Raw genomic sequence first — 19,188 nt, 5'->3', positions numbered from 1 at the left:
AACATTTGTATCTTTTTTGTAATGCTCTATGGAGAGGGGTTGTTTCCAAACGTCGAACTCGCCCTAAAAAGGGTAAGCAAGGAGCCAGAAAAAATACCTATTGCCCTACCCATCACGTCATCACTTGATTTAACGCGAACAACAATTCATTGACGGTATAGGGTTTAGATAAAAAGCCATCAGCACCAGTGTTGACTATTTCCCCCAGCTTGTTTTTAGAAATCAATCCACTGGTGGCAATGATTTTGACTTCGGAATTAATTTTTTTCAAGGTACGAATAGTAGTTAGTCCATCTAACCCTGGCAGCATGATATTCATTAGCACAGCACTAATTTTATCTGCATACTTGGCATAGATAGCGATCGCTTCCACACCATCACAAGCAACTACGGTTTTGTATTGCTTGCTTTCCAAAGATGTTTGAGTCACTTCTCTGATTGAGGGTTCATCATCCACAATTAAAATTAACTCTCCATTGCCTATGGGTGGCGGTAAATAATCTACCTCTATTTCTGCTGTATCTCCTACCGCCGGCAAGTAAACTTTAAAGGTAGTGCCACGTCCTACTTCACTATCTACATTCACAAAACCACCGTGGCTTTGAATAATGCCAATCACAGTAGACAGCCCTAAACCTGTACCTTGTCCTACTGCTTTGGTAGTAAAGAATGGCTCAAAAATTCTATCTAAGTGTTCTTCAGGAATACCAACTCCTGTATCTGATACTGTAATTACTATGTAAGGCCCCTGTTTAGCTTCCAAGTTCATGCGAGCATAGTTTTCATCAATGAACAAATTTTCGGCTACTATTTTGAGAGTGCCACCATTGGGCATGGCATCACGGGCATTAACACAGAGATTCATGAGTACCTGATGGAGTTGGGTACTATCTCCAGAAACTGTCCACAACTCTTTGGGTATATCTGTCACCACTTCGATAGATTTGGGAAATGTTTCTCGTAAAACTTTGGCTAATTCTACAATGATGTGTCTAAGTTGCAAGGTAATGCGTTTACCTTCTACACCCCTGGCAAAAGACAATACCTGTTTAACTAAATCTGCACCACGTTTAGCATTAATTTCTAAAATTTCTAACAAATGCTGTGTCCGTTCATCAGCATCAGGAAACTTCAGTGGTAGCAATTGCGCTCCTGCCAAAATTGGGGTCAAAATATTGTTGAGATCGTGGGCAATGCCACTAGCTAAAGTGCCAATACTTTCTAAGCGTTGGGTACGAAATAATTGGGCTTCTAAATGTTTTTTCTGAGTAATATCTGTATCCACAGACAGGATTGATTTAGGCTTTCCTTGTTCGTCATGGACTAAACTCCAACGACTAGCCACTACAATTTCTTTACCTTTTTTGGTAACTTTATTTAGCTCTCCTTGCCAGTTACCTTGAGATATCACCTGTAACAATGCGGCTTCAATTTCTGGAGCAGGTTCTGGAAACAAAAGTTCGCTGGCATTTTTACCTATAGCCTCATAAGCCTGCCAGCCATAAAGTTTTTCTGCGCCTTGATTCCAAAACAGAATTTTATTTTCTAAATCACGTACACAAATGGCATCAGTAGTAATATCCAGCAATGCTGCTTGTTCACGGATTTTTGCTTCTGCTAGTTTGCGCTCACTAATATCAATGCTTGCGCCAGTTATGCCCACAATTTCTTGGGATTCATTCCGCAATGGTTCAATAGTTAGATCGTAATATTGCGTCCCTTGAGCAGTAGTAATCGCTACTTCTGCACGAGTACCTATACCTGTGGATAAGACATGATATTTAATCGCCGTGAGACGTTGGGCATCTTCGTAGGAAATCATTTCACAGTCTTGTTTACCCAACATTTCTTCCACTGTCCACCCAGCTAGGGGGTTGTAAACCCAGGTATAACGTAAGTCTCTATCTTGATTAAACACAAAAATTGGGGAGTTTTTTAAGGCTACCCGAAATCTCTCCTCACTGTGGCGCAGGGCATCTTCTATACGTTGACGTTCAATGGCATAGCGCATAGAACGCACCAATAAGTCGCCAGTTACTTGTCCTTTAACTAAATAATCCTGCGCTCCCTCTTGCATCGCCCTGAGCGCCAAGTTTTCATCATCCGTACCAGTCAGCACAATGATAGGAATTGTCTTCGCCTGGCGATTAGCTTTCACAAAAGTTTCTAGTCCTTGGCTATCAGGTAAAGACAGATCTAATAGCATGACATCAAAACTTTGGTTTGCTAACAGATGGAATGCCTCTGATAATTGCTCAACGTTTTCTAGATTTACTCTAGTTGTATTTACCTCGTATAATAACTCCTTGATTAAAAAGACATCACCAGGATTATCTTCTACTAACAAGACTTTTATTGTTTTACCTGCCATAACCTCTACTCCGGTGGCAGCTTGACGATCGCAAACCAAAAGTTTTCTATAGATTGTACAATTCTAACGAACTGGTCAAAATCAACAGGCTTAGTTATGTAACAGTTAGCGGCTAGGTTATACGCTTTCAAGATATCTTCTTCTGCTTGGGAAGTGGTAAGTACAACCACAGGAATCCGTTTAAGATTTTCATCAGTTTTAATTTCAGCTAAGACTTCCCGCCCATCTTTTCTCGGTAAATTTAAATCTAGCAGCACTATGTCAGGATGAGGCACATTGGCGTATTTTTCCTGTTTTCGCAGGAATGCCATTGCCTCTACCCCATCTTCAACCACATTGAGGTGAACTGAGATTTTACTATCTTCTAAGGCAATACGTGTTAGTTGGGCATCTCCTGGATTGTCTTCTACTAACAAAACCTCAATTGGCATAATCACTGCTGTCATATTGACGATGGTTGATTTACTGGCTCTGGGATTGTGAAGTAAAACACCGAGCCTTGACCCGGTTGCGACTCAACCCAGATATGACCGCCGTGGCGTTCTATAATCTTCTTACATATTGCCAGACCAATGCCAGTCCCTGGGTATTTACTTCTGCCATGTAGGCGTTGAAAAATTGCAAAGATACGTTCAGTATATTGCGGTTCTATCCCAATTCCGTTATCGCGGACTGAAAATAGCCATTGGGCTGGGGACTGGGGATTGGGGATTGGGGATTGGGGATTGGGGATTGGGGATTGGGGACTGGGGATTGGGGATTGGGGATTGGGGATTGGGGATTGGGGATTGGGGATTGGGGATTGGGGATTGGGGACTGGGGATTGGGAAGACTCTCTCTTGTCTCCCTTGTCTCCCTCATCTCCTCTGCTCCCCTGCTCCTCTGCTCCCCCTGCTCCCCCTGCTCCCCCTACTCCCAATTCCCTGGCTACGCCGATATGAATTTGGGAAGGGATTTCCCGGCGGAATTTGATGGCGTTAGCAATGAGGTTTTGAAAAACTTGGGTTAGTTGGGTGGGATCGGCGATCACTGTAGGTAAAGTATCATAGGTGATGATTGCACCAGCATCTTCGATGGCAATTTTGAGATTAGCGATCGCTCTGTCTAAAATATCAGCACAATCTACTAACACAAAGGGTTGCCCACGGGTAGTCACCCGTGAATAGTCTAATAAGTCGTTAATTAAGGTTTGCATCCGCCGCGCCCCATCTACGGCATAGCTAATATACTGTTCGGCGTTAGCGTCTAGTTGTTGTTTGTATCTGCGCTCTAATAATTGTAAGTAGCTAGTCACCATCCGTAATGGTTCTTGCAAGTCATGGGAGGCAACATAGGCGAAATTTTCTAATTCTGCATTAGAGCGAGCCAGTTCTTGACTTTGGCGGGTTTGTTGTTCTAATAACTGGGCTTGATATAAAGCTATGCCCATTTGATTGCCTAACTGTTGCAATAAGTCCAACTCAGAGGTTGTCCAATAGCGAGGGGTGGCACACTGATGGGCAATTAGTAAACCCCAAATGCCATCTCCGTTGAGAATGGGGACTACGAGGTTAGCTTTTACACCAAATTGTTGCAAAAATTCCCGATGGCAGTCTAGGATATCTGCTTTTTCAATATCAGGTATTCCACTGACTCTACCTTGGCGATATTTCTCTACATAGTCTTGTTGAAAACACGGATCAACAATATTTTTCCCTAGCACTACAGGCCAGCCAGGTAATACGGCTTCCTGTTCCACGGTTCCTGAACCATCAGCCCACAAGCGAAAAATTAATACTCTGTCTGCTTGCAAAAGTTTTTGGACTTCATTGACTGATGTTTGCAAAATTTCCTCAATTTGCAGCGTTTCCCGAATTTTGAGGGTTATTTCAGCAAATAGTTGCGATCGCAAATTCTGTCTTTTGAATTCTTCTTCTACTTGTTTGCGTTCATGGATATCTGTGTGAGAACCAACCATGCGGACTACATTACCGCTTTCATCCCAAAGTGCCTGTCCTCGATCCAATATCCATTTATAACTTCCATCTTTGCACAATAGGCGATGCTCGGTAATGTAAAACGGTGTCTGTTTAGCAAAATGAGCTTGAATGGCTTGCATTACCTCATCTAAGTCATCTGGATGAACTCGCTTTGACCATTCCTCTATATTGTTAACAATTTCATGGTCTTCATACCCCAACATTTCTTTCCAGCGTGTGGAGAAGAAGACTTCATTGGTTTTAACATTCCAATCCCAAATGCCATCATTATTACCATGTAAGGCTAACTGCCAGCGTGCTTCACTCTCTTGCAGTGCGGTTGCGGTTTGCCGTTTGTCGGTAATATCTTGAAAATAAACAGATAAGCCATCTCTACTTGGGTAGGCATGGACTACAAACCATCTGTTGAGGGATGGTGAAAACTCTTCAAATTCGACGCTGATCTGTTGTGCGATCGCTCTGTGATACTCTCGATAAAATGACGTTTCTCTTGACTCTGGAAACACTTCCCAGATACTTTGACTCAATAACTCAGTTTGGTTTCTCTGTAATAATCTTGCGGCTTGACGATTGATGTAAGTGAATCGCCACTCTTGATCTAGGGCAAAAAACGCATCGGTAATACTTTCTAGTATATTACTAATGCGATCGCTTACCGTCTCCGATTCTAAGCGAGCTGTCTGCTCTTGCTGTATCAGTTGTTCTGTAATCTGTGCTACATCTCTTACACTGCGCCGCAGTTCCAATTGATTGATAACTAAGCGACTTAAAGCTACCAGTGCATCAATTTGTTGTTGACTGAGTTGTTTTGGTTCATGATCAAGCACACAGAGAGTTCCCAATATCTCACCTTGGGGAGTAAAAAGTGGTACACCTGCATAAAACCGCACGTAAGGATATGAGGTTACTACTGCGTTACTAGCCAGGCGATCATCTGCTAAAGCATCGGGAACGACTACAACACCCTGTGTTTCTTGACACAAGTATGAAAAACCCACACCACGGGGCATTTCTGAAACATCTATGCCCAATTTTGCCTTAAACCACTGACGATGTTCATCAATAAAATTGACCAACGCTATGGGCGTACTACAAATAAAAGCAGCCAACTGAGCCAGATTGTCATAGGCTTCTTCGGGTTCAGTGTCCAGAATTTGATACTGGCGCAGAGCTGCAAGTCTCGCCTGTTCCTGTGAAATTGAGTAAAATGTCATAAATTTTTATTAAAAATTTTTCAAAAGTAGACAAAGCAAGCATACTGATGATTTCATGCCCTGCTTAATTATTTTTTACATTTATCAGAACTTTTCTAAATCTTGAGCTTTATATGAGACTTTTTTTAGATTTTTACTAAAAACTTATACAAAATGTTACTAAAATTTCTTTTCCAGGCAGGAAGCGTTACGGCTAATTTCAGTGTATCCAAAATTTCTGAAAAAAGAATAAAACGTAAATGTAGTAAATGTAGGGTGCGTCAGTGCGAGAAAACCTAGCTGTACCAAGAAATTATTCATACTGACGCACCCTAACCAACCATCAATTGCAGATAATGGGTTAGGCAGGTGTCAAAACCGCTTCTCGCAGTTGCTCAACCAATTGATGTAAATTACCCATATTCAGCCGATAACTTAGGGGATGAGCAATCAACCGTGCCGTGCTTTCATACAAAGTAGTAATTTCAATCAAACCGTTTTCGCGTAAAGTCCGCCCTGTAGAGACTAAATCAACAATAGCCTCAGACATCCCTGTAATGGGGCCAAGTTCTACAGAACCGTAAAGCGGTACTATTTCCACAGGTAAATCTAAACTTTGGAAGTATTCACAAGCACAGTTGACATATTTAGAAGCAACCCGACTGTGAGGTGGTAAATCTAAAGGCGATTTGTAGGGACTGGATGCTTTAACAGCTACCGACATTCGACAATAGCCAAACTGCAAATCAACTAAATGGGCAACTTGTGGCTGCTTTTCTTTAAGTACATCGTAACCGATAATACCGATTTGTGCCTGACCATATTCTACATATACAGGCACATCTTGCCCTCTAACTAATAATCCTTTGGCTTTTCCGCTAGCATCAGTAATTTGCAGTTGGCGGTTTCCTGAGTCTAAAAAAGCACTAAAATCCAAGCCCACAGATTGCAGGAGGCGGATGCTATTTTTAAGTAGTTCCCCTTTCGGTAACGCAACAGTTAACATTCTCTTTATTGGTATCCTTGGCTATGGACACTTTATCAATGTCCTTGTCTAAGCAGTTCAATAATATTGAGAATATCTCTATTGCTCACCCAAGCAGCATGAGAATTTTATTAGTTGATGATGAAGTAGAACTTACAGCCCCTTTAAGCCGTGTTTTGACGCGTGAGGGTTACGTCGTAGATGCCGCTTATGATGGTACAAGTGGCAGCGATATGGCACAGTCAGGCGGTTATGACTTGCTGATTTTAGATTGGATGCTACCTGGAAAAACGGGGTTAGAGATTTGTCAAGAATTGCGTCATCAAGGCAAAATTACCCCTGTATTGTTTCTCACTGCCAAAGATACTCTAGATGACAGAGTAGAAGGCTTAGATGCCGGTGCCGATGACTATTTAGTTAAACCTTTTGAACTGCGGGAGTTATTGGCTAGAGTCCGTGCTTTGTTGCGTCGTTCTGGTTCACAAAGTTATGAAGCGACAACGGGAAGATTAACTGTAGCTGATTTAGAACTTGATTATGAGAACCAAGTCGCCTACCGTCAAGGAAGGGTAATTGAACTCTCAGACAAAGAAAGCCAGCTGTTGCAATACTTTATGGAACATACTGGACAGTTACTAACTCATGCCCAAATTATGCAATATCTCTGGCAAGATGAAGAACAGCCAAGTAGTAACGTCATAGCAGCATTAATTCGTCTTCTCCGGCGCAAAATTGAGGTAGGCAAAGAAACACCTTTGATTCATACAGTTTACGGTAAAGGCTATCGCTTCGGGACTGCTTCAGTGGAGTAAAAAGCTATCATATCGTGTTCAGTTAAAGACTGATCAATTGATTAATTTGAATTTGCAATTGTTCACGTAATTGATTGACGCGTTGATAAATTGCTTTCCTGCCTTTGCTGACTTCGTGATCACACTCTGTTTTTGTGTTTACTGCTTCTACTGGCTGAATAAAATAACGCAAGCGAGTTCTCATAGCCCACACCCCCATTGAGGGAAAAAGAATTAGCACCAACATCAAAGGTGATAAGGGACAAAACGGTAATTTGAATAGTGTTTGTAATTTTCTGAGATTGACAGTCCAAGGATGTAAGGATTCGCTACCAATGCAAACGACTGGGAGAATGGGAATATGATAGCGATCGCTCAACTGTAAAAAACTCAGATCAAATTTTTGCAGTTGGTAGCGTTTCCCCCAACCTTTTAACGGCCCGCGTAAACCTTCGGGTGCATATAACAGAATTTTACCTTGGGAAATAGCTTGTTCAAACTCACCTAACTCTGCTCGAACAGCCCCTAAAATCTGCGACCATTTGGGAGGTAGCCACCATACCACCCAAGGATGATCAAATAATGATATCCCCGCTAAAGGTTGTGCTGTCCAACCTCTGGCTTCGCCTAATAAATAACCCAAACAAATAAAGTCCCAAGGAAAACACATCCCTGCATGATTCATCGCCACGATGATTGGTTCTGTTGTAGGTAAATTCTCAACTTGCTGCAATTCCCCACGAAAATAATACTTCACAATGGGAGCTAAAATTTCTTCACGGAATGCCCGTTGATAGTTAGGATTAAATTCTTCAATATCCGTTCTAGGTGAACGACAACCTAAGCGCAACCAGCGACTCAAAAATGCTAGATAAAATCCCCCAGGAATTAAAAATAGTAAATATTCTAGCCAATGCCAACCCTCTGGGTCTGTATGATAATGTTGCCAGTGGCGGTTAAATAAAATTAGCCAACCCGGAGGATACCACAAACAAAACCAGTCAAACCAGCTAAATTGATATTGCTGGATTGAGGGCTTTTCTAGGTGATTATGTATCAGGCTTTCAGAATGTTGATTAACCACAAATACTGAGTAGATAAGATGTAAATTATATTTGGCAAATATCTTATCTTGATCAATTCATGCTGTGTATCTGACTCTGGACGTAAGAATTATTACATGATCATCACAAAATTACTATGAACAAAATCAGAGATGATTTATAAAATCAACCTCAAATTGTAGTGGCGTGCGTTAAAGCACCACAATTATGCGGTGCTTTACGGCTAATTTCTACTCTCTCTTACGCTCAAATCCTTGCATAGCCTGAGAAATTGAATTGAGCTTACTGTTCTTTTGCGCCTACCCTACGGGTTCTGCTGGCAGTATGGGTGAGCTTATTCTTACGAAGCGACCTGAGCAGCCGTCCGAGTCCGTCGCCTTCTACCATCAGCAACTTTCACAGGTGGCTCATCTGGCATTTGCATCAACAAAGTCACAGAAGGCTGACATTGCAATTCCCGACGAATGGAACGGTGCAATTCTCGCTCCAAAGTGCCATGCAAGCCACCCCAATCGACTTCCGGTTGTTCACCTTCCCCAGCAGCGAACTCCGACCAACGCACGGTGAGGATTTCTTCAATACGCTGTTGTACCCATTTCTGTACCAGCGATCGCTCTACACTGGTAACAACACCGCGCAGATGAATTTCTGGCTTGGCCATGAGTTTACCCTGCCAATCGATGGCAGCAGCAATAGTGACAATCCCTTCCTCTGCCATACGCTGGCGTTCTTGTAAAACCTTCGCACTCACCATCCCAGAACTTGTAGTATCCACCAGTTCAATCCCAGATGGCACTTTACCAGCCACCCGAATGGCATCTTCTGTCAGTTCTATGACATCACCATTCTGAATAATCACCATATTTTCTGGAGGTACACCCATACTCTGAGCAGTTTCTGAGTGCTTCACTAACATCCGATGTTCACCGTGAACCGGCACAAAGAATTTGGGGCGAGTCAAGGCAAGCATCAGTTTTTGGTCTTCCTGACAGCCGTGTCCGGAGACGTGGATACCTTTATCGCGTCCATATACGACTTTTGCCCCCTGGATCATCAACTTATCAATGGTATTAACGACAGCAATTGTATTACCGGGAATGGGGTTAGCAGAAAATACAACTGTGTCTCCTTGACGGATTTTAATGTGGGGGTGTTCTTTGTTGGCAATCCGGGTCATGGCTGCCATTGTTTCCCCCTGAGAGCCAGTTGTGAGAATCAGTACATTCTCATCGGGAAGAGAGCGAACCATATGCAGGGGTTGCAGTAGGCTGTCTTCACACTTGACATAACCCAGATTTCGGGCATGGGCAATCAAATTCAACATGGAACGCCCAACCACTGTCACAGTCCGATTATGCTTTTTCGCTAGCTGCAAAATCATATTGATCCGATGCACGCTAGAAGCAAAGGTAGTGACAAATAATCGCCCACTGGCCTGACTAAATACCCGATCTAGGTTGGGATAAACGGAACGTTCGGAAGGAGTGAATCCTGGTACTTCTGAGTTAGTGGAGTCACTCAACAAGCAAAGTACACCTTTTTCACCGTGTTCTGCTAGGCGTTGTAAGTCAAATCTTTCACCATCGACTGGGGTGTGGTCAATTTTAAAATCCCCGGTGTGAATCACCACACCCAAAGGCGTGTGGATGGCGATGGTGAAGCTATCAGCAATGGAGTGGGTGTTGCGGATGTATTCGACAAAGAACGATTTGCCAATCCGCACGACATCACGGGGTAGGACTGTTCTTAATTCTGTGCGATCGCGGACTCCGGCTTCTTCTAATTTCCCCTCTAGCATCGCCATTGCTAGCCTAGGCCCGTAAATTACGGGAATGTCAAATTGTTTGAGGTGAAAAGCAATCCCGCCAATGTGGTCTTCATGACCGTGGGTGACAATCATGCCTTTAATTTTGTGGCGATTTTCCCGCAGATAAGTCGTATCTGGGAGGACGATGTTGACTCCGTGCATGGCTTCTGTCGGGAAGGCCAAACCCGCATCTAATAAGACAATTTCATCATCATATTCAAAAACGCAGGTATTTTTACCAATTTCATGCAAACCACCCAACGGAATAATTTTTAGGGCGGAGTTAGTTTCGTTTTTAGCCATTTTCTCCTGAAGATTTGTTGTTTGTTGTTTGAGAATAAATCGATTGAAAGTTTGTAGGAATGACAAGACAAGCCTGCTATTGGAAAGCAGCCAACTTTTAATTAAATGTGCAGTTTTTGATTCAATAAAAAGGACTTTACATAGAGTAATTTTGTGTATATCTATAAGAGTTTTTAACAGGCGTTATCCGCCTATTACATGATATTGATATACAGTTTTGGCCAACAGTAATTAGCAATTATGATTAAATTAAATCGAGATTTTTCATTACCGCCGCTAATTTTTGGCTAACTTCTGGGTCAGCTTCACATAATGGCGGACGTGTAGAACCAACCTCCCAACCTTGAAGTTTTAGTGCTTGTTTAACGGGAATCGGATTTGTAGTGACAAATAAAGCTTTGAACAATGGGAAGAGTTGGAGATGAATTTCACTGGCAACTGCAACTTGCCCGGACTCAAAAGCTTGAATCATCTGCTGTAGTTGATTACCAACCAGATGAGAAGCTACACTGACTACACCCTTTGCCCCGATCGCTAACAAGGGCAGGGTCAACGAATCATCTCCAGAGTAAATCTGAAACTCTTTCGGTGTCAACCTACGAATTTCGCTGGCTTGATCGATATTACCACTAGCTTCTTTGATACCAACTATATTGTCAATTGCGGCTAACTGTACAACTGTCTCTGGACTGAGATTTTGACCTGTACGGCCGGGGACGTTGTACAACAATAGCGGTAGTTCGGGACAGGACTCAGCTATTGCCTGAAAGTGTCGGTACAAACCTGCTTGTGGTGGTTTGTTGTAGTAGGGGACAACTTGTAATGTACCATGTACACCTATTTTAACTGCCTTTTGGGTTGCTGCGATCGCTTCTTTGGTGGAATTTGAACCACATCCTGCTATGACTTTGGCTTTGCCTGCGACTGCCTGCAATACTTCCACAAATAACTGGTATTCTTCGTCCCAACTTAAGGTAGGAGACTCACCAGTTGTGCCGCACACCACCAAGGTGTCTGTACCGTTATCAGCTAGATGTGCTGCTAGTTCTGCCGCTAAAGCATAGTCTACACCACCGTCTGCTTTAAACGGTGTAATCATAGCGGTTAAAACTCTGCCAAAATCTCCCACCCTCTTTTTACTCCTCAATTACCTTTTTGTTTTTTTGTCTTGGTGGTTTTCATTGTAATAACTTATTTGCGAGTTGCTTACAAGATTAGTAGTAACGAGTGCTGTTAGCGGCTCAGAAGTTAATAGGTAGTAATTCTTTTGCCTTAAACCCCTATACCCCTACTCCCCACTCCCTCCTAAGAAACGTATGCCTTTGCAGGTTGGAGTAAGTTTTTCTCTACTAACAACTCGGCTATCTGCACTGCATTCAAGGCTGCGCCTTTGCGAATTTGATCACCGCACAGCCAAAGTTCTAAACCACAGGGATGAGAAATATCTTGGCGGATTCTACCCACTAAAACTTCATCGCGGCCACTAGCTTCTATTGGCATGGGGAAGTAATTTCTGCCCCAATCTTCTAATAATTTCACTCCAGGGGCTTGGCTTAAAATTTCTCTGGCTGCGTCTGGGGAAAATGGTTCAGCAAACTCTAGATTAATGGCTTCTGAATGGGCGCGGAGTACGGGAACCCGTACACAAGTAGCTGTAATTCTAATTTGTTGTGTACCAAAAATTTTGCGGGTTTCGTTGACCATTTTCATTTCTTCCTCACAATACCCGGAATCGGTCATGGGGGAATTATGGGGAAATAAATTAAATGCCAAGGGATAGGGCAAGACTTCGGCGACTGGTGGCTGCCCCTGTAAAATGGCGCTACTTTGGGTTTTGACTTCTTCCATGGCTTTGGCACCCGCACCACTAGCAGATTGATAGGTAGCGGCGACAATCCTTTGCACTGGTTTGACTTGGTGTAAAGGCCAGACTGCCAATGTCATTAAAATTGTGGTGCAGTTGGGATTGGCGATAATCCCTTGATGGTTAGCTGCGGCTTGGGGATTCACCTCTGGGACTACCAGGGGAACTTCGGGGTTCATCCTAAAGGCGCTGGAGTTGTCGATGACGACTGCGCCCTTTTCTACAGCTACTGCTGCCCAAGTTTTGGATGTAGAACCACCCGCACTAGCGAGGACGATATCCACATTTTCAAAAGCGCGATCGCTGACTGGTTCTATGGGGATATCTTCACCTTTAAAGGGGAGCGATCGCCCCACACTTCTGGCTGATGCCAATAACTTTAAATCAGCCACCGGAAAATTCCGGCTTTCTAGTAATTCCAGCAACTCTGTACCTACAGCACCAGTTGCCCCTAAAATAGCTACACGATACGATTTTGACAAACTAACTTCCTCCTTTAAGAGGTTATAGATCATTAATTTTTGAGCAAGACTTACAATTTATCCACTAAATAGCAATAACTGAGTTTAAATAATTTTTTATTTTGTTATCTTCTTCTTTTTTGCCACCACGCTGTTTTTTCGGTACTTAAATGTATTAATGCCGGATTTTACAATATATCTTTAGTTTAATTTACCATTAGATTAAAAAAATTATATGTATTATACAACAACCAGCTATCAGTAGAAAATCAATTAAGTGATGTGTTTACGCCTAATGGCAAAATTCCCATGTTATGAATCATTGAAGAAGTCAGGAGGCATACTTGGGAAATTGAAACATCTGAGTGGGGTATGGGGAGAAGAAAAATTAAGTCAGTCCCGATGAAGCAAGTTTCACAGTCAAACATGAAAGATGTCTTTCTCCCCCTGCCTCCCCTGCTCCCCCTGCTCTTTCAAGTCAGGGGGTACGGTGCAACAGAGGAGGACTTTCCCCATTTCTCCCTACTCCCTGCTCCCCAACTTCGTTAAGAGTCGCCTGTTTAATCAGTAAAGTTATATCGGTAATACTGTCAAGACCTTTGCCATTAGCAGTAAACTGGATCTTTACGCTAGGCAGGACATATGCCTTGTAGACACCTCCCATTTTAAACCAAGAGACATTAACCGAATAGAAGCGAGCGATCGCCTCTTGTATGTACTTGGAGTCACAAACACCAGAAAATTAGAGACGAAGCATGAAAGTTACCCAGGAAAAACTTCCCGCCAGCCAAATTGGGCTGGAAATAGAGATAACACCAGAAATTACTCAGAAAACTTACGAACAGGTTATTAAAAACTTAGCAGGTACAGTCAATATTCCTGGGTTTCGTAAAGGCAAAGTACCTAGGCAGATATTGGTACAGCGTTTAGGCATTACTCGCATTAAAGCCGCAGCACTAGAAGAACTCATTCAAGATGGCATTGAGCAAGCCGTCAAGCAGGAATCTATTCAGGCAATTGGTCAACCCCGCTTGCGCTCTGACTTTGATGATTTAATCAATAACTACGAACCAGGCCAACCCCTGACTTTTGCAGCTGCTGTTGATGTATCACCAGAAGTGAATTTAGTGCAGTACACAGGGTTGCAAGCTCAAGCCGAAGAAATCAAGCATGATCCCAATCGGGTGGATGAAGTTCTAGAACAAGAACGTCAGCAAATGGCAACCTTGATTCCCGTAGAAGGACGTGCAGCTCAAATTGGTGATGTAGCTGTAGTTGATTTTAAAGGTGTCATAGCCAAAGCCGAAGGAGATGACGAAACAGCAGAACCAGAACCAATTCCAGGTGGTGAAGCTAGCGATTTTCAGGTGGAATTGCAGGAAGATAAATTTATTCCTGGTTTTGTGTCTGGCATAGTGGGGATGAACCCTGGAGAAACCAAAGAAGTTGCCGCTCAGTTCCCAGATCCCTACGTTAACGAAGAGTTAGCAGGGAAACCGGCAATTTTTACGGTGACACTCAAAGAAATTAAAGAAAAAGAACTGCCGGCATTAGATGATGATTTCGCCCAAGAAGTCAGCGACTTTGACACCTTAGAAGCTCTGCGTGGATCTTTAGAAGAGCGGTATCAAAAAGAAGCTGAGGAGAAAACCAAAGCCAACCAGCAAGAGGCTTTATTAGCAGAATTACTGAAACACATAGAAGTCGATTTACCTGCCACCCTCATTGATCAAGAAATCGACACGATGCTCACACAAACAGCAATTAAGCTGTCGCAGCAAGGGCTGGATGTGAGAAAGTTATTTACCGAAGATATTATTCCGCAATTACGGGAGCGATCGCGCGATGAAGCCATTGAACGCCTGAAGCGGTCTTTGGCTTTACAAGAAGTTGCTAAACGTGAGTCAATTGAAACCACCCCAGAAGAAATTCAAGCCAGAGTCACAGAACTGTTGGAACAGTATCCAGAGGAAGATATTGACGAAGACAGACTGCGCTCAGTCGTAGAAAACGAACTATTGACCGAAAAGATCATCAATTGGCTGTTAGAGCATTCCACCGTCGAACTTGTACCAGAAGGTTCATTACAAAGCCCAGAGGAAGAGTCAGAGACAACTGCACCTGAGACTGAGGCACAAACACCAGAAGTTGCCACAGAATCAACAGCAGGGGAATAAAATTTTCCACAAAAGCTGATTTTGCGGTTATAAATGCTGAGTATATGAGTCACAAAACTTTGTACTCAACACTCAGCAATCATCAACTCCAATTATTTAAGAAATACAGGGAGTGGAGAGTACGGATGTAGGGGTGTAGGATGTAGCTGGCTTTTCTGCGAAGGAGATTATATTCCCAATGCCCTGTGTAGTGATGCCGTATTTATTTCATGATCTTCTTTGCCTGATCCTGTGTTATACGAGAAGAATATAGATGAGGCATAATGGTTAACACATAGGTAAATTCAAAATTCCATCTATGAATTTAGCGCAGCCACAGCTGCCAAAATATCTGTACCAACTATCTTTTAACTGTTCTCCTATGCTTGTATCGCAGTCGGCAAACTACACCATTAGCAATTCCAGTCCAATCGGAATCTACTCCCATTTGAACGGTATCAGCAATATTGTGCCAATGGTAGTAGAACAATCAGGTATGGGTGAAAGGGCTTTTGATATCTACTCCCGCCTACTGCGAGAGCGGATTATATTTTTGGGAACTCCCATCGACGATGCCGTAGCCAATACCATTGTTGCCCAGTTGTTATTCCTGGATGCCGAAGACTCGGAAAAAGACATCCAACTGTACATCAACTCCCCTGGCGGCTCTGTCTACGCAGGCATGGCAATCTATGATACAATTCAACAGATACGTCCCGATGTTGTTACTATATGTTTTGGATTAGCCGCAAGCATGGGGGCGTTTTTACTAACAGCCGGAACACCAGGTAAGCGTATGTCTCTACCCGATTCCCGCATTATGATTCACCAACCCCTAGGCGGCGCTCAAGGTCAAGCAATTGACATAGAAATCCAAGCTAGGGAAATTCTGTACATTAAAGCTCAGTTGAATCAGTTATTAGCTAAACACACTGGTCAACCTTTAGAAAGAATCGAAACTGATACTGATCGCGACTTCTTTATGTCCGCAGAAGAGGCAAAGAGTTACGGTTTGATCGATCAAGTTATCTCCAGACAAAATCTCCCCACTGCTGGGGAAAATGTCACTGTTGTGAAATAAGAGGCTGGTATGTCTAAGTACGACTCCCATTTGAAATGTTCGTTTTGTGGCAAGTCTCAAGAGCAGGTGCGTAAATTGATCGCAGGGCCGGGAGTCTACATCTGCGATGAATGCGTTGACTTGTGTAATGAAATACTAGATGAGGAGTTACTAGATACAAATGGTGCGGCGGCACAACCAGCACCAAAGTCAGAACCCCCACAAAAACGCCGCACCCGCTCTTCCAGTCTCTCCCTGACCCAAATACCCAAACCCAGAGAGATTAAAAAATACCTAGACGAACACGTCATAGGGCAAGATGAAGCCAAAAAAGTCTTGTCAGTGGCGGTTTATAACCATTACAAACGGCTAGCACTTTTGCAGTCTAAGGGTAGTGGGAAAAATGGTGCTGATGATGCCGTAGAACTGCAAAAATCCAATATCTTGTTAATTGGCCCTACTGGTTGTGGCAAAACGCTCCTAGCCCAAACCCTTGCCAAAATTCTGGATGTTCCCTTTGCGGTTGCAGATGCCACAACACTGACAGAAGCAGGGTATGTAGGGGAAGATGTAGAAAACATTCTACTACGATTGCTGCAAGTAGCTGATTTGGATGTAGAAGAAGCACAACGAGGCATTATCTACATCGACGAAATTGATAAAATTGCCCGCAAGAGCGAAAACCCCTCAATTACTAGAGATGTTTCCGGTGAAGGTGTACAGCAAGCCTTGCTGAAGATGCTAGAAGGCACAATCGCCAACGTTCCACCCCAAGGGGGACGCAAGCACCCATATCAAGACTGCATTCAAATTGATACCAGCAACATTCTGTTTATTTGCGGTGGAGCCTTTGTTGGCTTAGAGAAGGTGGTAGAGCAGAGAGGAGGCAAAAAGTCAATCGGCTTTGTGCAACCTGGGGACGGGCAATCAAAAGAAAAGCGGGCAGCAGATGTACTGCGTCATCTCGAACCAGATGATTTAGTGAAATTTGGTATGATTCCCGAATTTATCGGGCGTGTACCAATGGTAGCAGTGGTAGATCCCCTAGATGAAGAAGCTTTAATGGCAATTCTCACCCAACCACGTAGCGCCTTAGTCAAGCAGTACCAAAAACTGCTGAAGATGGATAACGTCCAATTAGACTTTAAACCAGAAGCGTTGCGAGCGATCGCGCAAGAAGCCTACCGGCGGAAAACTGGTGCGAGGGCATTACGGGGAATTGTCGAAGAACTCATGCTAGATGTGATGTACGAGTTGCCATCTCGTAAAGATGTGACTCGCTGCACCGTCACACGGGAAATGGTTGAGAAGCGTTCCACAGCAGAACTGCTAGTACATCCATCTTCACTACCCAAACCAGAATCAGCTTAGTAGTCAATAGTCAATAGTTATTAGTTAATAGGCTATTGACTAATAACCATTGACTTTGGACTGTTGACTTTGGACTGTTGACTAATGCCTTATATTACTATTCGTGGCGTTGAGCATTATTACGAGTGGGTGAAACAACCATCTAGTGGTTTGGCAAAGCCTGTGATGGTTTTCATTCATGGTTGGGCGGGTTCAGCTAGGTACTGGAGAAGTACAGCCAATGCTTTACTAGATGAATTTGATTGTCTACTCTACGATTTACGGGGGTTTGGGCGTTCCAAGGGCAAACCAACTGTCGTCCAAGCTAGTGAGTCGGTGGTTGAGTCGCAATCAAACCCAGAAAAAACTCAGGCAATTCAAGAGTTAACTTATGAGCTAGAAGAATACGCTGAAGATTTGGCGGTTCTGCTCGATGAATTGCAGCTCCAGCCTGTTTATGTAAATGCTCACTCAATGGGCGCTTCTGTTGCGACTTTGTTTTTTAACCGCTATCCCCAACGAGTGGAACGGGGGATTTTGACCTGTAGTGGCATTTTTGAGTACGATGAAAAAGCCTTTGCAGCTTTTCATAAATTTGGTGGTTATGTTGTGAAATTCCGTCCCAAATGGTTAGGGAAAATACCATTTGTTGACAGGATGTTTATGGCGAGATTTTTACATCGTCCTATACCAAGATTTGAGCGTCAGGCTTTTTTACAAGATTTTCTGGAAGCAGATTACGATGCGGCGTTAGGTACTATTTTTACTTCAGTAAGTAAAGCGCAGGCGGAATTGATGCCGCAGGAGTTTGCTAAGTTGCAAGTGCCAACTCTCATAGTGGCTGGGGAATATGACCAGATTATTCCGGCTGAAATGGGGCGACAAGCCGCAGCTTTAAATGAAAAGGTGGAGTTTGTGATGATTCCTGATACGGCTCATTTTCCGATGTTGGAGGATGCGGCTACTTATTTGCGGCAGGTGCGGGAGTTTTTGCAAGTTCCGATAGCGGAGTTGCAAGTGGGTTAGGTTTGAAACGCATACCGCCAAAGGCGGAACCCGCAGGGTAGGGGCGCGGAGTTTTTTTGAGAGGTTAAGGGTTGAGTCGGAAGGGTTGGTTATAGTTTTCTTGGAAGCATACTTGGTTGATGGGGAAGCGTCCGCCATATTCTTTGAAGGGTTCGGTGGCGTAGCCTAGGGCTAGTAAGCAGCAAATATCGACTTCTTCGGGGATTTGAAATGCTTGTTTGACTTGCTGGCTATCAAATCCTTCCATTGGGCAGCTATCAACACCAAAGCTTTTAGCCACAATCATCATATAAGCTACAGCTATCATGGTGTGGCGATTTGTCCAGGCTTCTATTGTCTCGAAACTGGGATGGTTGGTGAAGAATTCGGGTATGTTAGAACGCATATAGTTGGCGTAGCTGGGTGTCATAATTCCCTGTTCTTCGCCTAGTTGGATGACGGAGGTAATATTTTCCATCTGTTTTACCCGTCTGTCACCACAACAAATTAGGACAACGGGTGCTTCACCTACTTGGCGTTGATTAAAGGCGCAGGCTTGGAGTTTGTCTTTATTTCGTTGTTCTTGAACTACGATAAATCTCCAAGGCTGGAGGTTAAAACCAGATGGTGCTTGTATTCCTAGCTCTAAAATTTCTTGTAATATCGCTTCGGGTATGACATTACTTTTAAAGGCTCTAGCAGCACGGCGTTGTTTGATAGCTTCTACCAAACCCACATAAGGGTGCATTTCTACAATCATGGGTTTTTAGTCATGGATTTCTTTGATATTTTCCCATTT

14 protein-coding genes are annotated in these 19,188 nt (G+C 43.3%); 5 read left to right on the top strand and 9 right to left on the bottom strand.

All coding sequences use genetic code 11. The features are described from left to right. Window positions 1-112: 112 nt before the first annotated feature. From NOS7524_RS14780 to hisG, 4 genes are all read right to left on the bottom strand, one after another. The gene (locus NOS7524_RS14780) at window positions 113-2,371 is read right to left on the bottom strand and encodes a hybrid sensor histidine kinase/response regulator (protein ID WP_015139281.1); all 2,259 of its coding nucleotides are present in this window, start codon (window positions 2,369-2,371) and stop codon (window positions 113-115) included. A 5-nt stretch (window positions 2,372-2,376) separates the two neighbouring features. Then, the gene (locus NOS7524_RS14775) at window positions 2,377-2,817 is read right to left on the bottom strand and encodes a response regulator (RefSeq protein ID WP_015139280.1); all 441 of its coding nucleotides are present in this window, start codon (window positions 2,815-2,817) and stop codon (window positions 2,377-2,379) included. Then, on the bottom strand, window positions 2,814-5,564 hold the full coding sequence (locus tag NOS7524_RS14770) for a GAF domain-containing protein (protein WP_015139279.1): 2,751 nt from the start codon (window positions 5,562-5,564) through the stop codon (window positions 2,814-2,816). Before NOS7524_RS14770 ends, NOS7524_RS14775 begins: the two co-directional genes overlap by 4 nt. Window positions 5,565-5,904: 340 nt before the next feature. Continuing rightward, window positions 5,905-6,549, bottom strand: a complete 645-nt coding sequence (hisG, locus tag NOS7524_RS14765) for an ATP phosphoribosyltransferase (protein WP_015139278.1) — start codon at window positions 6,547-6,549, stop codon at window positions 5,905-5,907. A gap of 98 nt (window positions 6,550-6,647) precedes the next feature. On the opposite strand from hisG, the gene rppA reads away from it, so the two are divergent. After that, on the top strand, window positions 6,648-7,340 hold the full coding sequence (rppA, locus tag NOS7524_RS14760; RefSeq protein ID WP_041555334.1) for a two-component system response regulator RppA: 693 nt from the start codon (window positions 6,648-6,650) through the stop codon (window positions 7,338-7,340). Between the two features lie 22 nt (window positions 7,341-7,362). On the opposite strand, the gene NOS7524_RS14755 is transcribed toward rppA, so the two are convergent. The 4 genes from NOS7524_RS14755 to NOS7524_RS14740 all read right to left on the bottom strand — a co-directional run bounded on the left by NOS7524_RS14755 (window position 7,363) and on the right by NOS7524_RS14740 (window position 12,839). Next, window positions 7,363-8,403 carry a 1-acyl-sn-glycerol-3-phosphate acyltransferase gene (locus NOS7524_RS14755; protein ID WP_015139276.1) on the bottom strand — a complete coding sequence of 347 codons (1,041 nt, stop codon included), beginning with the start codon at window positions 8,401-8,403 and terminating at the stop codon, window positions 7,363-7,365. Window positions 8,404-8,723: 320 nt separating this feature from the next. Then, window positions 8,724-10,493, bottom strand: coding sequence for a ribonuclease J (locus tag NOS7524_RS14750; protein ID WP_015139275.1), 1,770 nt, complete (start codon window positions 10,491-10,493; stop codon window positions 8,724-8,726). A 244-nt stretch (window positions 10,494-10,737) separates the two neighbouring features. Continuing rightward, on the bottom strand, window positions 10,738-11,622 hold the full coding sequence (dapA, locus tag NOS7524_RS14745) for a 4-hydroxy-tetrahydrodipicolinate synthase (protein ID WP_015139274.1): 885 nt from the start codon (window positions 11,620-11,622) through the stop codon (window positions 10,738-10,740). Between the two features lie 176 nt (window positions 11,623-11,798). Further along, window positions 11,799-12,839, bottom strand: coding sequence for an aspartate-semialdehyde dehydrogenase (locus NOS7524_RS14740; protein ID WP_041555781.1), 1,041 nt, complete (start codon window positions 12,837-12,839; stop codon window positions 11,799-11,801). Window positions 12,840-13,573: 734 nt separating this feature from the next. Between NOS7524_RS14740 and tig the strand changes: the two genes are divergently transcribed. From tig to NOS7524_RS14715, 4 genes are all read left to right on the top strand, one after another. Beyond that, window positions 13,574-14,995, top strand: a complete 1,422-nt coding sequence (tig, locus tag NOS7524_RS14730) for a trigger factor (protein WP_015139271.1) — start codon at window positions 13,574-13,576, stop codon at window positions 14,993-14,995. A 361-nt stretch (window positions 14,996-15,356) separates the two neighbouring features. After that, the gene (gene clpP, locus NOS7524_RS14725; RefSeq protein ID WP_015139270.1) at window positions 15,357-16,055 is read left to right on the top strand and encodes an ATP-dependent Clp endopeptidase proteolytic subunit ClpP; all 699 of its coding nucleotides are present in this window, start codon (window positions 15,357-15,359) and stop codon (window positions 16,053-16,055) included. 9 nt (window positions 16,056-16,064) lie between these two features. Continuing rightward, window positions 16,065-17,405: an ATP-dependent protease ATP-binding subunit ClpX gene (clpX, locus tag NOS7524_RS14720; RefSeq protein WP_015139269.1), complete on the top strand. Its 1,341-nt coding sequence runs from the start codon at window positions 16,065-16,067 to the stop codon at window positions 17,403-17,405. Between the two features lie 84 nt (window positions 17,406-17,489). Then, window positions 17,490-18,410: an alpha/beta fold hydrolase gene (locus tag NOS7524_RS14715; protein WP_015139268.1), complete on the top strand. Its 921-nt coding sequence runs from the start codon at window positions 17,490-17,492 to the stop codon at window positions 18,408-18,410. A 64-nt stretch (window positions 18,411-18,474) separates the two neighbouring features. On the opposite strand, the gene NOS7524_RS14710 is transcribed toward NOS7524_RS14715, so the two are convergent. Continuing rightward, window positions 18,475-19,149, bottom strand: a complete 675-nt coding sequence (locus NOS7524_RS14710; protein WP_015139267.1) for a nitroreductase family protein — start codon at window positions 19,147-19,149, stop codon at window positions 18,475-18,477. Window positions 19,150-19,188 lie beyond the last annotated feature (39 nt).

This window comes from Nostoc sp. PCC 7524, assembly GCF_000316645.1.
In the GTDB taxonomy this organism is placed as follows: Bacteria; Cyanobacteriota; Cyanobacteriia; order Cyanobacteriales; family Nostocaceae; genus Trichormus.
This window is presented reverse-complemented; position numbering and strand designations above follow the sequence as displayed.

Bases quoted from the DNA above. Each gene is read 5' to 3' on its own strand.
- NOS7524_RS14780 (WP_015139281.1), bottom strand. From the start codon at position 2,371: ATGGCAGGTAAAACAATAAAAGTCTTGTTAGTAGAAGATAATCCTGGT.
- NOS7524_RS14775 (WP_015139280.1), bottom strand. From the start codon at position 2,817: ATGACAGCAGTGATTATGCCAATTGAGGTTTTGTTAGTAGAAGACAAT.
- NOS7524_RS14770 (WP_015139279.1), bottom strand. From the start codon at position 5,564: ATGACATTTTACTCAATTTCACAGGAACAGGCGAGACTTGCAGCTCTG.
- hisG (WP_015139278.1), bottom strand. From the start codon at position 6,549: ATGTTAACTGTTGCGTTACCGAAAGGGGAACTACTTAAAAATAGCATC.
- rppA (WP_041555334.1), top strand. From the start codon at position 6,648: ATGAGAATTTTATTAGTTGATGATGAAGTAGAACTTACAGCCCCTTTA.
- NOS7524_RS14750 (WP_015139275.1), bottom strand. From the start codon at position 10,493: ATGGCTAAAAACGAAACTAACTCCGCCCTAAAAATTATTCCGTTGGGT.
- tig (WP_015139271.1), top strand. From the start codon at position 13,574: ATGAAAGTTACCCAGGAAAAACTTCCCGCCAGCCAAATTGGGCTGGAA.
- clpP (WP_015139270.1), top strand. From the start codon at position 15,357: ATGCTTGTATCGCAGTCGGCAAACTACACCATTAGCAATTCCAGTCCA.
- clpX (WP_015139269.1), top strand. From the start codon at position 16,065: ATGTCTAAGTACGACTCCCATTTGAAATGTTCGTTTTGTGGCAAGTCT.
- NOS7524_RS14715 (WP_015139268.1), top strand. From the start codon at position 17,490: ATGCCTTATATTACTATTCGTGGCGTTGAGCATTATTACGAGTGGGTG.
- NOS7524_RS14710 (WP_015139267.1), bottom strand. From the start codon at position 19,149: ATGATTGTAGAAATGCACCCTTATGTGGGTTTGGTAGAAGCTATCAAA.